A 15186-nucleotide genomic window follows, 5' to 3' on the forward strand; every position below is an offset into this window, starting at 1 on the left:
CAGCTTCTTCCTGCACGTCGTCTGGCCGGCCTCTCCGGCCACCACCGCACAGGTTCCGCCATCCATCCGCACATGTACAGCTGACTTCCGGAACCGTTCGTATGAAGTCTGTAATTGAGCAGGGGAAGAAAAATTTCTTTTAGATACTTGTTTTCCTAAAACTGATGTGATATAAGATATAATAATTCAATTCCAGAAAAGGAGTAAAAAATATGCGGCAAGGTATTCTTAAATAAAACTATAATCAAATAGTGGGAACAAAGGATTATGATAGTCCCTTTTGTAGGGGCTTAGTTTTTTGTACCCAATTTAAGAATACTTTTGCCTTATCAATTTTGACATATCCCCAAAAACAGCACTCACAAACAGGTGTAGGCTGTATATGTGTATGTCCGCAAATTATCATCCCCAGTGGTAAAAGTATTTTACTGCTGGGGATTTTTATGCCCTTCGGGGCAGTAAAGGGAGGACAATCACATGAAAATAATCAATATTGGAATTCTTGCCCATGTAGACGCTGGAAAGACGACCTTGACGGAGAGCCTGCTATATGCCAGCGGAGCCATTTCAGAACCGGGGAGCGTCGAAAAAGGGACAACGAGGACGGACACCATGTTTTTGGAGCGGCAGCGTGGGATTACCATTCAAGCGGCAGTCACTTCCTTCCAGTGGCACAGATGTAAAGTCAACATTGTGGATACGCCCGGCCACATGGATTTTTTGGCGGAGGTGTACCGCTCTTTGGCTGTTTTAGATGGGGCCATCTTGGTGATCTCCGCTAAAGATGGCGTGCAGGCCCAGACCCGTATTCTGTTCCATGCCCTGCGGAAAATGAACATTCCCACCGTTATCTTTATCAACAAGATCGACCAGGCTGGCGTTGATTTGCAGGGCGTGTATCAGTCTGTTCGGGATAAGCTCTCCGCCGATATTATCATCAAGCAGACGGTGTCGCTGTCCCCGGAAATAGTCCTGGAGGAAAATACCGACATAGAAGCATGGGATGCGGTCATCGAAAATAACGATGAATTATTGGAAAAGTATATCGCAGGAGAACCAATCAGCCGGGAAAAACTTGCGCGGGAGGAACAGCAGCGGGTTCAAGACGCCTCCCTGTTCCCAGTCTATCATGGCAGCGCCAAAAATGGTCTTGGCATTCAACCGTTGATGGATGCGGTGACAGGGCTGTTCCAACCGATTGGGGAACAGGGGGGCGCCGCCCTATGCGGCAGCGTTTTCAAGGTTGAGTACACCGATTGCGGCCAGCGGCTCATCTATCTGCGGCTATACAGCGGAACGCTGCGCCTGCGGGATACGGTGGCCCTGGCCGGGAGAGAAAAGCTGAAAATCACAGAGATGCGTATTCCATCCAAAGGGGAAATTGTTCGGACAGACACCGCTTATCAGGGTGAAATTGTTATCCTTCCCAGCGACAGCGTGAGGTTAAACGATGTATTAGGGGACCAAACCCGGCTCCCTCGTAAAAGGTGGCGCGAGGACCCCCTCCCCATGCTGCGGACGACGATTGCGCCGAAAACGGCAACGCAAAGAGAACGGCTGCTGGACGCTCTTACGCAAATTGCGGATACTGACCCGCTTTTGCGCTACGAGGTGGATTCCATCACCCATGAGATCATTCTTTCTTTTATGGGCCGGGTGCAGTTGGAGGTTGTTTCCGCTTTGCTGGCGGAAAAGTACAAGATTGAAACAGCGGTGAAGGAACCCACCGTCATTTATATGGAGCGGCCGCTCAAAGCAGCCAGCCACACCATCCATATCGAGGTGCCGCCCAACCCGTTTTGGGCATCCATCGGACTGTCTGTTACGCCGCTCCCGCTTGGCTCCGGTGTACAATACGAGAGCCGGGTTTCCCTGGGATACTTGAACCAGAGTTTTCAAAACGCTGTCAGGGATGGTATCCGTTACGGGCTGGAGCAGGGCTTGTATGGCTGGAACGTAACGGACTGTAAGATTTGCTTTGAATACGGGCTTTATTACAGTCCGGTCAGCACGCCGGCGGACTTCCGCTCATTGGCCCCGATTGTATTGGAACAGGCATTGAAGGAATCAGGGACGCAGCTGCTGGAACCTTATCTCTCCTTCACCCTCTATGCGCCCCAGGAATACCTTTCCAGGGCTTATCACGATGCGCCGAAATACTGTGCCACCATCGAAACGGCCCAGGTAAAAAAGGATGAAGTTGTCTTTACTGGCGAGATTCCTGCCCGCTGCATACAGGCATACCGTACTGATCTGGCCTCTTACACCAACGGGCGGAGCGTATGCCTGACGGAACTGAAAGGGTATCAGGCCACTGTCGGCGAGCCGGTCATCCAGCCCCGCCGTCCAAACAGCCGCCTGGACAAGGTGCGCCATATGTTTCAGAAGGTAATGTAACCACCGCACGGGCATAGAGGCTGCGCTTTTCGGAAAGGCCTGAAAGCGGGCCCAGGCACGAGGTGCCTGTCGTATTGCTGTCCAGATAGGTGCACCATGCCCCTGGCAGCTCGAGCATCCTCAGCGTGTGGCCTGTCGGTGCGGTGTCGAAGATGATGTGGTCGAAGCCTTCCGTTTCCGAGCCGGCAAGAAGCTCGGCAAAGCGGTCGAAGGCAGCAATCTCGACGGTGCACGATCCGGAGAGCTGTTCTTCCATCTGGGCGATTGCGTCGGCAGGAAGCACGCCGCGATACGGCGCGACAACGCTCTCACGCAGGGTAGCTGCCTGCGCCGTCGGGTCCACCTCTTCAAGCCAGAGTCCTTCCACTCCGTGTGCCGGCACCGGCGTGGCACCGACTTCCTGGGAGAATACGTCTTCCAGATTGGAGGCAGGATCGGTGGTGACCAGAAGGACCTTTCTGCCTGCATCCGCCAGGGCCACTGCCAGGGCACAGGAGATGCTCGTCTTCCCGACGCCTCCCTTGCCGGTGAAGAAGAGATAGCGCAGCGGGGCAAGGTCGCGTGCTTCGGGCAGCTGCCATCTCATATCGGCCACCCCCCCTTGGCAGCAGGAGCCGCCGCAGCAGCAGCTATCGGAGTCTCCGCTGCAGCAGCCCCCATCGGAGTCTCCGCCACAGCAGCCATGGGATCCTTCTTCGTCACCCGAGACGAAGATGACGCCGAGCGTTGTGCCCAGGAGTTCTGTCGTGGGGTAGGCGCCTTTCGCTATGAGCTCGCCGTCGACAAAGGTAAGAGGCAAGATGTCTGCCCCCTCCTGCCTCAGCAGCTCTCTGACCTCTTCGTTGTCCGCAAAAGCCTGGGGCTGCTGAGCAAGGCTGTGGCGTACGACGCAAAATCCTGCCTTGGCAAGGGCGTCGAGCACGGCTGACATCCTCAGGAGCTCTGGGTCGACACTCGGTCCGCAGATGCCGGTGGGACAGCACAGGGCAGGGTCGAAAACCTCGATGGTGTGCATGGAAGGCCTCCTCATATAGATATACATCGAACTATTGGACAGTCTAGCAACATATAGATGATCGTGTCGTAGAAGTTGGTGTAAGCACCTGATTGCCTGAAGGCACTCCTGCGGGAAAGAAGGAGGCCCCCGTCCTAGAATCTGGAATCGCGACATTACAGGTTCGTGGAAAGGACGAAGGCCCAATGGACAGCATAGCAGAGCAGGCCGTGTGCACGGCCGCGGCAGGAGAGATGCCGAAGTTCGCAGACGGGAGCATCAACCTCCAGGAGCTCTTCCGCCAGCTGGCGGAGTCGGTCATTAATGCCGTGATGGATGCGGAGGCCGAGGAGATGTGCTCGGCCTCCGGCAACAGCAGGAACGGCTACAGGCCGAGGACCCTCAATACCTGCGTGGGGATGCTGAACCTGAGGATACCGAGGTTCAGGAAGGGAAGCTTCTTCCCCGACGACATCCTCGAGCGCTGCCAGAGGACCGACAGGGCGCTCATCGCCGCCGTGGCGGAGATGTACGAGACCGGCACGAGCACGAGGAAGGTCCAGAGGATAGCCGAGAGGATGGGCATAGACAGGCTCTCGAAGGACCAGGTGAGCTCGATTGCCAGGAGCCTCGATGCGGATGTCGAGGAGCTGCTGGCACGTCCCCTGGGAGGGCTGGACATGCCCTACATCTGGCTCGATGCCACCTACGTGAAGTGCAGGAGGGAGGGGCACGTCTCCTCCACGGCCATCGTCACGGCCATAGGCTGCGATGCGGACGGCTGGAGGCACATCCTGGGGCTTGCGGTCGTCGACACCGAATCGCACGCATCCTGGAAGGAGTTCCTGGAGAGGATACGCGAGAGGGGCGTGGAAGGCGTCCAGCTGGTCACGAGCGATGCCCATGAAGGCCTGAAGCGCGCCATATCGGAGGTGTTCCTCGGCGCTGCATGGCAGAGGTGCGCCGTCCACCTCATGAGGGACTGCATAGGGGCTGCAGGATCGAGGGCCCTCAGGAGGCGCGTCGCCAGGATCATGAAGCCCGTCTTCAGGGCGAAGGAGGCAGACCAGGTGCGCGCCCTCTACCACCTCGCAGCGGAGATGCTCGAGGAATGCTGCCCGAAGGCGGCGGAGATCTGGGAGGAGGCGGAGGCCGATGCCCTAGCCTATCTGGACTTCCCCGCATCGCACTGGAAGCGCCTGCGCACGAACAATTTGCAGGAGCGCACCAACCGCGAGATCAAGCGCCGCACGAAGGTCGTGCAGGTATTCCCCTCGGAGAGGTCGCTCCTGAGGCTCGCAGGCGCCGTCCTTGCAGAGCAGGACGAGATCTGGGCCGACAGGCGCTACTTCTCGGAGGAGAGGATGGCAGAGCTCTCGAAGGAGAGGAGGCCATCCCTCCCGCCCACGCCGGAGAGGCTGGCAGAGCTCAGGGAGACCGCGCGCAAGGCGATAGAGGCGAGCCTCGAGCTTGCGGACGGGATGGAGTCGGCATAGGATAGCGGCAGCAATTCCGGATCCAGGACGGCCTCCTCGTGCCAGACAGGAAGGGCCATTACACCAACATTGCCGACACTACCATATAGATAACTGTCAATATGAAAAGGGGGAGCCCGGAGGATGTTTAAACGCATGCTCTTCGTGCAGACGGCAGGAGAAACCTTATGGAGCGCTCCCTCCAACGAGGCTCCATTCAGTAAGAATGCGGCTTCCCGGAAGGGAAGCCGCGTCGTCGTCTCTTTTTTGGTTCTGAATCAGGCGAGCTCTTCGTCGAATGCCCTTGCGTACTGCGTGAAGAGGCGGTCGAAGAAGTAGGTCACGCCGAAGGTTGCATAGATGCGGTGCATTGCGGAACCTTCCTCGGCACCGTGGCCGATGGTCAGCACCTCATTGAAGGCGCTGTGGAGATCGGGGTCTTCCGAGGCAGTGATGATGGCCTTGTCGGCACGGCTCTGCTTGATGCGGGCAATCTGGCGCCTTGCAAAGCCGTTCGAGGTCGTGACGACGAGCAGAAGGTCTGTCGGCATCATTGCGGTCACGAAGTTGATTTCAGGGGAGGACTCGGAGATGAGGCGCACGACCCTGCCTTCTGCAAGCATGGCCTGCTGGAACTCGCGCAGCGAGAGCATCGAGGCGTCCGTCGCGAAGATGACAGTGTGCTTCGACTCATGGAGGGAGGTTACGAGGCGCAGGAGCTTGCCTTCCTCAGCAAGCCTGTCTACCTCCGTATATATGCGGTCAAGGTCGCGATGGAGGTCGCGTCCCTCGTCGCGCTCTGCCTTTGCATAGACAAGGTAATGGCGGCGCAGCTCTTTGGTCTCTTCCTCTGTCAGAGACTGCGGCAGCATCTGGATCTTGAATCCGATCTCGCTCATGGGAACCTCCCAGGATATGGCAGGAACGAAGCAGCCGCCCCGTGAGGCGGCTGCCATTCAGTCTAATATGCGCCTGCTGTGAGGATGCTGCTCTTTCGGCTGGGCGTCTAAGCCTTCTTCTGAGCGGAGGGTGCATCTACAAGAAGAAGGACGCTTGCGAAGGGCGGCAGGTCTGCGCATATCTTTCCGGTCTCAGGATCGAAGGCGACCTTTGCCGTATCGTCTGGGGTCGTGCCGCCGAAGCGCTCCCAGTCGGAGTCGAGGATGACCGTTGCGGTCTTGGCTTCAGGCAGGGGCACGACATAGTCCTTCTGCTCGGCACCGCTGAAGTTCATGAGGGCACAGACGCGCTCGCCTTCCTTGCTCCTGCGCTCGATGGCATAGCAGACCCTCGTCGTCGAGGCCACGTCGAGCCACTGGAAGCCTTTCTGCTCGTAGTCTTCCTCCCAGAAGGCAGGGTGCTCGAGATAGAGGTGGTTCAAGGCTGCGCAGTAGTGGTAGAACCCGTCGTGGATGGGGTAGGAGCGCAGGAACCAGTCCTGCTCGCGCTTCTCGTCCCATTCGCGCAGCTGGGCAATCTCGGATCCCATGAAGTTCAGCTTCTTGCCAGGGTGGATCATCATGTAGAGGTAGAGCGAGCGGGCCTGCGGGAACTTCTTGTCGTAGTCGCCCCACATCTTCTGGGCAACCGTCGCCTTGCCATGGACATTCTCGTCGTGGGAGAGCGGCAGCAGATATCTCTCGTTGTAGTAGTACATCATCGAGAAGCTCAGCTTGTGGTAGTTGCCGGCGCGGAAGTAGGGGTCGGTCTGGAAGAAGCTCAGCGTGTCATGCATCCAGCCCATGTCCCACTTGTAGTCGAAGTCGAGGCCGCCCTCGGATGCGGGCTTTGTCGTGCCGGTAAAGTTCGTCGAGTCCTCAGCCACAAGGAAGCTGCCCTTGTTGAGGTTCTTGACGCCGACATTCATCTTGCGGACGAAGGCGACAGCGTCGTTGTTGACGCCTCTTGCCTCGTCTCCCTGCCAGTAGATGATGCGGGAGATGGCATCCATGCGCAGGCCATCGAAGTGGTAGCAGCCAAGCCAGAAGTTCGCAGAGGACTGCATGAAGCTCCTCGACTCGCCGCGGGAATACATGAAGTTGTGCGATCCCCACTCGGAGACGCCGACCGCGTCATTCGGATACTCGAAGAGCGGCGTGCCGTCGTAATCGGCTAGGCCATACGGGTCCGTTGCGAAGTGCACAGGCACGATATCGAGGATGCAGCCGATGCCTGCCTGGTGCAGGGCATCGACGAGCTCCATGAGCTGCTGCGGCGTGCCGTAACGGGAAGTCGGGCTGAAGAAGCCGGTCGGCTGGTAGCCCCAGGAGCCGTCGAAGGGATACTCGTTCAGGGGCATGAACTCGACGTAGTTGAAGCCGGACTCCGTGAGGTACTTCACGAGGGGCTCTGCGATCTCGTCGTAGCGGTACCAGTCCTTCGGATCGTCTGTCGGCTCGTCTCCCGACTTCTTCCTCCAGGAGCCCATGTGCATCTCGTAGATGTTCATGGGGCCGTCCACGCGGTTTGTGCGCTTCTGCATCCAGTCCTGGTCATGCCAGGTATAGGAGAGGTCCCAGACGATGGAGCGGTGGGCAGGTCTCAGCTCCATCTCGTAGCCATACGGGTCGGCATGGTTCACGGTCCTGCCGCCGTGCGTGATTGCGTACTCGTAGGGGGTGCCTGCCTTGGCACCTTTCACGAAGACCTCCCAGAAGTTGCCGTCCTCGATCTTGTTCATCGGGAAGCGCTTGCCGTCGAGCACGAGGTCTATCGACTCTGCGGCAGGCGCAAACGTGCGGAACGTCACGCCTCCCAGGACGAGATGTGCACCCAGATATTCATGTGCGAAGTACTCGTTGCCTACATAGAAGTCATAGGTCTTCATCTGCCAGCTCCTTCGGGCACCGCCTATAGGGCCGATACATCTGTATCGGGAAATGTTCTGTACAGGTAAAGAATAGGACATCTGTCGGGAAAGTGCGAAGCCTCCTCGGCTTCCGGTGTGCCTATGCCGCAGGCGGGGCATGGTAACGGTTCTGCTGTGGTGCGTCTTGGAAGCCATGTTTGTGGAAAGGACATCTGGCCATATGGGCTACAGTTAGGTGCATATGAGAGGCAGGCTCTTGCCTGCACGCAGAAAGGAAGATCCATGGAGTTCGATTACACCACGCTCCCCGAGCGTGCCGGATATGATGCGATAGCGGTCGATGCGCTCGGCAAGCCGGGAGCACCGGGCGCTCCGAAGGAGGGCTTCGATGCTATCCCGATGTGGGTGGCAGACATGAATTTCCTTGCTCCCTCCTGCATCACCGATGCTATGGCTGAGCGCCTGAAGCATCCGACCTTCGGCTACTTCGAGCCGAGGGATGAGTACTTCGATGCAATCATCCGCTGGCAGAAGGACAGAAACGGCGTCCAGGGCCTCACGAAGGAGGATATCGGCTACGAGAACGGCGTCCTCGGCGGCGTGGTCTCTGCGCTCGAAGCCTTCAGCTCGCCGGGCGATGCCATCCTCGTCCACAACCCGACCTATATCGGCTTCACGGGCTCGATCGAGCATGCAGGCAGGAGGATTGTCCATTCTGCGCTTAAGCGCGACGCTGACGGCGTCTGGCGCATGGATCTCGAGGACATGGCACAGAAGATCGAGGAGAACAAGATCCACCTCGTCGTCTTCTGCAACCCGCACAACCCCTGCGGCCGTGTCTGGACCCGCGAGGAGCTCGAGGCGGCAAATGCGGTCTATGCGGCACATGACTGCGTCGTGATCTCGGATGAGATCTGGAGCGACCTCATCCTTCCCGGACATAAGCATATCCCGTACCAGTCCATAAACGACGATGCAAAGATGCGCACGATCGCCTTCTATGCGCCGAGCAAGACGTTCAGCCTCGCTGGCCTTGTGGGCTCCTACCACATCGTCTATAGCCGCTATCTCAGGGACCGTCTCGTTGCCGCAAGCACGCGTACACACTACAACGCAATGAACGTGCTCTCGATGTATGCCGCCATCGGCGCCTTCTCGAAAGAAGGCGAGGCCTGGCTCGACGGGCTCCTGCCAGTCCTCGATGCGAACGTCGATGTCGCCGTGAAGCATCTCTCGGCCCACAAGGGTGTGGACTTCTTCCGCCCCGAGGGCACCTACATGCTCTTCCTCGACTGCGCTGGCTGGTGCCAGGAGCACAACGTTTCGATCGACGAGCTCCAGCGTGCCGGCTGGGATGTGGGCGTCGCCTGGCAGGATGGGCGTCCCTTCCAGGCAGGAGATACGATTCGCATGAACCTGGCACTGCCAACGGCACGTGTCGAGGAAGCGTTCTCACGCCTCGACCGCTACGTCTTCACAGACTAGGAAGCACACGAAAGGGGACCTTATGGAAAGCCTCGGCTTCATCGGCATGGGCAACATGGCGCAGGCGCTAGCCCAGGGCTTCATCTCGTCAGGCGCTCTGGCAGGCGAGCATGTCTTTGCCTATGCTCCTCACCAGGAGAAGCTCCGTGCGAATGCAGAGCGCATCGGATTCCAGGCGGTCGCGTCTCTGACCGAGCTTGCAGCTGCAGCTGATACGCTGGTGATGGCATGCAAGCCGTACCAAATCGAGGGTGTCGTGGCAGAGCTCGGCGATGCACTTTCGGGCAAGGCGCTCGTCTCGATCGCTGCGGGCTGGGATTTCGCACACTACGAGAAGGTGCTTCCTCCTGACGTCCGCTTCCAGTTCGTGATGCCCAACACCCCTGCCATGGTGAGGGAAGGGGTGCTCCTCTTCGAGGAGAAGACGAGCCTCGAGCCTGCCGAGCGCAAGGCCCTTATGGACCTCTTCGCGACGGTCGGCGTCGTAGAGGAGGTGCCGAGCGCGCTCATGGCGGCAGCGGGCACGGTCACAGGCTGCGGACCGGCATTCGTCGACCTCATGATCGAGGCCTATGCCGATGCGGCCGTGAAGTACGGCGTGCCGCGTGAGCAGGCCTATGCGCTTGTCGCGCAGATGGTGAAAGGCTCCGCTGCTCTTGCCCTCGAGACGAAGGAGCAGCCGGGCGTGCTCAAGGATGCGGTCTGCTCGCCGGGCGGCACCACGATCAGAGGCGTCTGCTCGCTTGAGGAGGACGGCTTCCGTGCTGCCTGCATCCACTCGATCGATGCGATTCTTGAGTAGCCAGATCCGGAACATGCAAGAGATGGCAGAAGCGGCACAGGGAATGGCTCCCTGTGCCGCTTCCTTATGCATACAGATGGTTCTGTCACGAAACAGAGGGAAGTGCCCCTTCAGTCCAGATATTGTCCGGCTCGAGATTGCGCCTTCTGGCATAGAGGATGAGTGCCAGGCAGGCAACGGCGAATATGATGCCGCAGAGGGGCGAGGCCTCGATACCGAAGATGGGATCATAGGCAAAGCCGGCCTGAGGCGTCGTTCCGGAGGCAAGGCCGAAGAGCGCGAACGGGGACGTGTAGCCCGAGTTCGGAAGGCCGAAGAGCACGGCCTGCGTGAAGTTCCAGGCCGTATGGCAGCCGAATGCTGTCCAAGGGCTTCTGAGCTTCGCGACAAGCAGGCAGAAGAAGGCGCCGACGAGGAAGATGTTGAGGCAGGACACGAAGCTTGCGCCTCGGTTCGTGAGGTGGAGAAGGGCGAAGAGGGCAGAGCTCGAGACGATGGAAAAGGTGGTGCTCCCGCAGGTCCTGAGTGTCCGTTCGAAGAGGTAGCAGCGGATGGCAAACTCTTCTGCCGATGACTGTATGAAGACGCAGGCAAAAACAAGGACGAGGCCCAGGACATTCACGCCGATGAAGGAGAGCTGGATCGATTCCGAAAGGGCCGCAGCAAGGATGCAGATGCCATTGAGCGCGAAGCCAAGGCCGAGACCCAAGGCAAGGCCTCTCAGGGTGTTTCCGCCATAGCCTGGCCTCAGAACCTTGAGAATCGGGTGCGAGGTCTTCGAGACTGCCAGATAGAGGAGGAAGGCCCCCCAGATACCCAGATGGGGAAGGTAGCGGCCTGCGGTATAGATGATGCTTGCCCAGGAGATGCTGTAGCCTGCTCCTGGCGCCGGAAGGCCGAGCACGGTGGGATCTCCTGCCTTGAGGGCATCCCACATGAGGCTCATGCTGTCGCCTGATACGAGCCCATAGAGGGCGCCTGCGATGGCAGAGACAAGTATTGAGCCGATGAGGCTTCCTGCGAGGATGAGTGCAAGGGCCCAGAGATAGCTGCCGGCAAGGCCGAGGATGTCCCGGGCGGAGATGTTCCTGTCCATGGAAGGCTGCTCCCCTTGGTTCCTAGAAGCGAAGCGAGAACGTGCCAAAGGTGCTGGGGCCGATTGCCGGCAGCGCGGAGAAGACGGCTGTGTCTGCGCCGGAGACGGCAAAGCCGATGAGGGCAAGGAGGGCGCCAGCAGCGCAGATGATGCCACCGATCGTGAGGAGCAGGCGGAAGGTATCGGGATGGCGACGCCACCAGAGTGTGGATGCCTTCTCTTCGATTGCAGCTTCAGGATTCACGACACGCATGAAGAAATGGGCGATCCAGCGGACAAAGCGTGCCTGCAGATGGTAGAGGATGCTCGTGAGCTGGATGGCAAGAGGGATGAGCATGACGGAAGCGCCGCCGACAGCGATCATGACGCCACCCTCGGCAAGGCCTGCCGCAAGATACCCCTGCGTGCAGCCCCAGATGAGGGCAATGATGCCGGCAATGCCGGAGAGCATGGCAGCTCCGTCAGCAAGCCAGACGCAGCCGATGGCAGACCAGAGAGCAAGAAAGATGCTCACGGCGACAAGCGCTGCCGCAAATACGAGCGGCACCCAGACGATTGCACCGACGACCAGAAGGACAATCACGAGTATCGTGCGCTCCTTGTTCTGGCGGAGGCCGAGCAGGCTCTTCTGGAAGGGTGGCAGGCTCTCGACCACAGCATCTGCTGCCTCCTTGGCGGTGCCGAGGTCTGCAACTGCTTCTTCCTCATCCATGCCGGCTTCGGTGCGGTCTTCGAACGCTTCCTGCCAGAAGGCGCAGGCCCGCTCTGTCTCGGCCTTGCTGACGCCTCTCTTCTCGAGCGCGTGCCTCAGCTCTTCGCTCCATTCTTCGTAGGTCATTTTCCCGCTCCCTCTCTCACGTAGGACAGGATCTCTTCGATGCTTCCCTCGTCTTCGACAAAGGCGTCGAGCGTCGCTCTGCCCTTGTCGGTGATCGTGTAGTATTTCCTGAGCCTGCCGGCATGCTCGCGGCTGTATTCCTCGAGCTGCCCCTGCGTTCTCAGACGCTTCAGGATCGGGTAGAGCGTCGACTCGGACAGCCCGAGCGATGCCGGTACATCCTTGATGATCTGGTAGCCGTAGGAGTCCTCCCGGGCAAGTGCGGCAAGGACGCAGATATCGAGAAAGCCACGCTTCAGCTGCGCTTCCATGGCTCTCCTCCTCTCGTCTCGAATACTATGCAACACATAGTATCATGGCAAGAAGAATACTATGCGTTACATAGTATTGAGTCAAGCGCTTCTCCGGACTTTCTTGCGAAAGCGGCGGGCGAGCAATCTCTTGCAGGGTTCGAGCAACTGTTCGAGATGCAGCGCAGTGCATTGCCGAATGCTTCCTGGGATGGCTGCTGTCGCCAGGCACCTCGGGGAGGGGAATGGACGCACACTGCTTCAGGCGGCCTAAGGCATGTTCTGCCCTGCAGGCGCCCTGCGTATCTGCCAGAATAGGGAAGCAGCGTCTGCCAATGTCTCTGTCCAGCTGTTCCGCGCGAACCTGTCGATTGGATAGCCTGTGTTCTGGTCAGTTGTCTCCCTGGTCCTTCTGGGGCTCCTCATACGCTTCATCTTCTGGCTTGTGAAGTCGTTCTTCGCCTGGCTTGGCCGTGGCAAGCCGGTCCAGCGCGCTATCGACAACCGCGCTGTCTCGCCTGAGGTAGCAGATGCGGTCGACCAGCTCATCCTCTACCGTGCCGCCCGCCATATCGGCAAGGAGATGAAAAAGCCGCTCAAGCTATCGCGCGACCAGGTGCGCCAGATTCAGCGTGCCGAGGCAGTCGTGAGAAGCGACTACGTGGACCATATGCGCATCACCTGGTACCACGTCGTGATCATCTTCCTGCTCTGCTCGTTTCTGGGCCTTGCCCTCGAAGAGTTCTGGATGTTCGTCTCTGTCGGCCTTACGCAGGGTCGCTACGGCCTTGTCTGGGGTCCGTTCTCGCCGCTCTATGGGTTCGGGGCTCTGTTCCTCACGGCTGCCGGCATGTTCATGCGCAGGAAGCACGCCAAGTGGTGGCAGATCTTCCTGGCGTCGATGATCGTAGGAGGCCTCTTGGAGCAGATAACCGGCTGGAGCATGGAGACCTTCATGGGCGCCGTTTCTTGGGACTACATTGCAGGCGGGGTGCCGGGAGCCATTACGAAATGGGTGGCGGTGCCCTTCCTCTTCTTCTGGGGATTCCTGGGCCTTGCCTGGACCGAGATTGTTATGCCCTGGCTCCTCTACACGATTGGCGAGCCGACGACGCAGCGCCAGGTCACGTTCGTAGCGCTTCTGGCGGTCTATCTCGTGGCCGATATCGGGATGACGCTTGCGTGCTTCAACAGGAGAGCGGCACGCGACGCAGGGATACCTCCCCAGAACGCCTTCCAGGAATGGGTCGACGAACACTACTCGAACGAGTTCATGTCGAACAGATTCGAGAATATGGTCATCGAAGACGGCACGAGCACAACCTCATAGAAAGACGGAAAACGCCCCGAAAAGGGCGCTTTCCTTGACAGGGGGGAGAAAAAGGGGATGGGTGAAATCAGCCGAAGACGAGGCAGAGCGCACAGAGGATAGCAATCGATGCGAGGCAGCCAAGCACGGTCGCGCAGTCGGCTTCCAGGATCAGGCGCATGCCATAGCCCAAGCCTTCAAGGCTCGATTTCATTTCTTCGCTCATGGCAGCCTCCTCTTCGAGGGGAAGGAGATGGTCCAGATCCATCTCTTCACCTACATCATTTCCCGGCCGATATCCCCTCATCGGCTCCGAGGCGAGTCATTACGATTCCGTGCCGATGGTTTACGGCAGCTTTACGAAAGCTGGGTGGCAGGCCTGCCTGCTCGATGCGGCGGTACCTTCCGGACTTTTCTGTACCGTTTGCAATAGAAGAGATGCATAGCACGATATGTGCAATAGGCAATAGCAATTGCAGCGAAGCAGCCCCACACTGTTCATACGGCGTGATGGAGGCACTCCGTGCACACGGAACAAGGCAGCGCGCTCGGGGCGGACAATCCTAGCAGATCAACAATCAGAAACATCTGACAGAAAGAAGGATTCATGTACAGCAAGACCCTTGCCCTTTCGAACGGTATCGTCGTGCCCCAGCTCGCTTTGGGCACCTGGTTCATCGACGACGACAAAGCGGCAGAGGCAGTGCGCGAGGCGGTGAAGATCGGCTACCGTCACATCGATACCGCCCAGGCCTATGCAAACGAGCGCGGCGTCGGAGAGGGCGTCCGCACGGCAGGCATTCCGCGCGAGGAGCTCTTCGTGACGACGAAGGTCGCAGCTGAGCACAAGGACTACGAGTCCGCTGCAAGAAGCATCGACGAGTCGCTCGCAGCCATGGGCCTTGACTACCTCGACATGATGATCATCCACTCGCCGCAGCCGTGGGTAGAGGTCAACCAGTCCGATGACCGCTATTTCGAGGGCAACCTCGAGGTGTGGCGTGCGCTCACGGATGCCTACAAGGCAGGCAAGATTCGCGCCATCGGCGTCTCGAACTTCCAGAAGGAGGATATCGACAACATCTGGGACAACGCCGAGGTGAAGCCGATGGTGAACCAGGTGCTCTGCCATATCTCCAATACGCCGCTCGGCCTCATCGACTACTGCCAATCAAAGGGCATAGTCATGGAGGCCTACAGCCCGGTCGCCCACGGCGAGGCCCTCAAGAATCCGAAGATTGCAGAGATGGCAGCAAAGTACGGCGTCACCATCCCGCAGCTCTGCATCCGCTACGACCTGCAGCTCGGCACGATCACGCTTCCGAAGACTGCCAATCCCGAGCACATGAAGTCGAACGCCGATGTCGACTTCGAGATCTCTTCTGAGGACATGGAGGCCTTGAAGCACGCCGAGAGGATCCATGACTACGGCGATGCGGGCATATTCCCGGTGTATGGCGGAAAGCTCTAGGGTACTCCGGAAAGCTTGGCACAAAGGAAGTCTAATCTGATGGGGGATGCAGGCTGCGTGTCCTGCATCCCCTTTCTTATGGACAGCTGCATATTCGGCTTAATGGCTGAGTACCTCCGGCATAGTTAGGCTCCCTGAACTGCAAACGGCTTAGGCAAGCTCGCAGGAAGCTTCGGCTGGACCGTGGCCGTGGCTGCGATGCCGGAGAGCGGGACATGCA

General features: G+C 58.8%; 13 protein-coding genes. 6 read left to right on the forward strand and 7 right to left on the reverse strand.

The annotated features are described in order from the left end of the window. The first annotated feature begins 477 nt into the window (after window positions 1–477). Entirely contained in the window at window positions 478–2397 is a 1920-nt protein-coding gene (gene tet(W), locus VXJ24_RS11145) for a tetracycline resistance ribosomal protection protein Tet(W) (RefSeq protein WP_330972994.1), read from the forward strand. On the opposite strand, the gene arsD is transcribed toward tet(W), so the two are convergent. After that, complete coding sequence (arsD, locus tag VXJ24_RS11150) at window positions 2330–3412, reverse strand: arsenite efflux transporter metallochaperone ArsD (protein ID WP_330972995.1); 1083 nt, start codon at window positions 3410–3412, stop codon at window positions 2330–2332. The two genes, tet(W) and arsD, sit on opposite strands and share 68 nt — an antisense overlap. Window positions 3413–3597: 185 nt before the next feature. Here arsD and VXJ24_RS11155 point away from each other — a divergent pair, with 185 nt between their 5' ends. Beyond that, on the forward strand, window positions 3598–4887 hold the full coding sequence (locus VXJ24_RS11155; RefSeq protein WP_330972996.1) for an IS256 family transposase: 1290 nt from the start codon (window positions 3598–3600) through the stop codon (window positions 4885–4887). 257 nt (window positions 4888–5144) lie between these two features. Here the strand turns inward: VXJ24_RS11155 and VXJ24_RS11160 are convergent, their stop codons facing one another. Beyond that, entirely contained in the window at window positions 5145–5765 is a 621-nt protein-coding gene (locus VXJ24_RS11160; protein ID WP_330972997.1) for a hypothetical protein, read from the reverse strand. A 107-nt stretch (window positions 5766–5872) separates the two neighbouring features. Next, a complete protein-coding gene (gene glgB, locus VXJ24_RS11165) occupies window positions 5873–7693 on the reverse strand; it encodes a 1,4-alpha-glucan branching protein GlgB (RefSeq protein ID WP_330972998.1) in 1821 nt (606 codons plus the stop codon). 264 nt (window positions 7694–7957) lie between these two features. Here glgB and VXJ24_RS11170 point away from each other — a divergent pair, with 264 nt between their 5' ends. Next, the gene (locus VXJ24_RS11170) at window positions 7958–9160 is read left to right on the forward strand and encodes a MalY/PatB family protein (RefSeq protein WP_330972999.1); all 1203 of its coding nucleotides are present in this window, start codon (window positions 7958–7960) and stop codon (window positions 9158–9160) included. A 22-nt stretch (window positions 9161–9182) separates the two neighbouring features. Then, complete coding sequence (proC, locus tag VXJ24_RS11175; protein ID WP_330973000.1) at window positions 9183–9962, forward strand: pyrroline-5-carboxylate reductase; 780 nt, start codon at window positions 9183–9185, stop codon at window positions 9960–9962. A gap of 85 nt (window positions 9963–10047) precedes the next feature. Here proC and VXJ24_RS11180 read toward each other — a convergent pair whose 3' ends face one another. The 3 genes from VXJ24_RS11180 to VXJ24_RS11190 are packed head-to-tail and all read right to left on the reverse strand — an operon-like array spanning window position 10048 to window position 12207. Then, window positions 10048–11058, reverse strand: coding sequence for a CPBP family intramembrane glutamic endopeptidase (locus VXJ24_RS11180; protein WP_330973001.1), 1011 nt, complete (start codon window positions 11056–11058; stop codon window positions 10048–10050). A gap of 22 nt (window positions 11059–11080) precedes the next feature. Further along, window positions 11081–11896, reverse strand: a complete 816-nt coding sequence (locus tag VXJ24_RS11185; protein ID WP_330973002.1) for a DUF1700 domain-containing protein — start codon at window positions 11894–11896, stop codon at window positions 11081–11083. Beyond that, entirely contained in the window at window positions 11893–12207 is a 315-nt protein-coding gene (locus VXJ24_RS11190; protein ID WP_330973003.1) for a PadR family transcriptional regulator, read from the reverse strand. The genes VXJ24_RS11185 and VXJ24_RS11190 overlap by 4 nt, the downstream gene beginning before the upstream one ends. A gap of 361 nt (window positions 12208–12568) precedes the next feature. Between VXJ24_RS11190 and VXJ24_RS11195 the strand changes: the two genes are divergently transcribed. Next, a complete protein-coding gene (locus VXJ24_RS11195; RefSeq protein ID WP_330973004.1) occupies window positions 12569–13516 on the forward strand; it encodes a putative ABC transporter permease in 948 nt (315 codons plus the stop codon). 67 nt (window positions 13517–13583) lie between these two features. On the opposite strand, the gene VXJ24_RS11200 is transcribed toward VXJ24_RS11195, so the two are convergent. After that, entirely contained in the window at window positions 13584–13721 is a 138-nt protein-coding gene (locus tag VXJ24_RS11200; protein ID WP_330973005.1) for a hypothetical protein, read from the reverse strand. Between the two features lie 381 nt (window positions 13722–14102). On the opposite strand from VXJ24_RS11200, the gene VXJ24_RS11205 reads away from it, so the two are divergent. Continuing rightward, a complete protein-coding gene (locus VXJ24_RS11205) occupies window positions 14103–14966 on the forward strand; it encodes an aldo/keto reductase (protein ID WP_330973006.1) in 864 nt (287 codons plus the stop codon). Window positions 14967–15186 lie beyond the last annotated feature (220 nt).

The organism is Olsenella kribbiana (assembly GCF_036408795.1).
Taxonomy (GTDB): Bacteria; Actinomycetota; Coriobacteriia; order Coriobacteriales; family Atopobiaceae; genus Olsenella_L; species Olsenella_L kribbiana.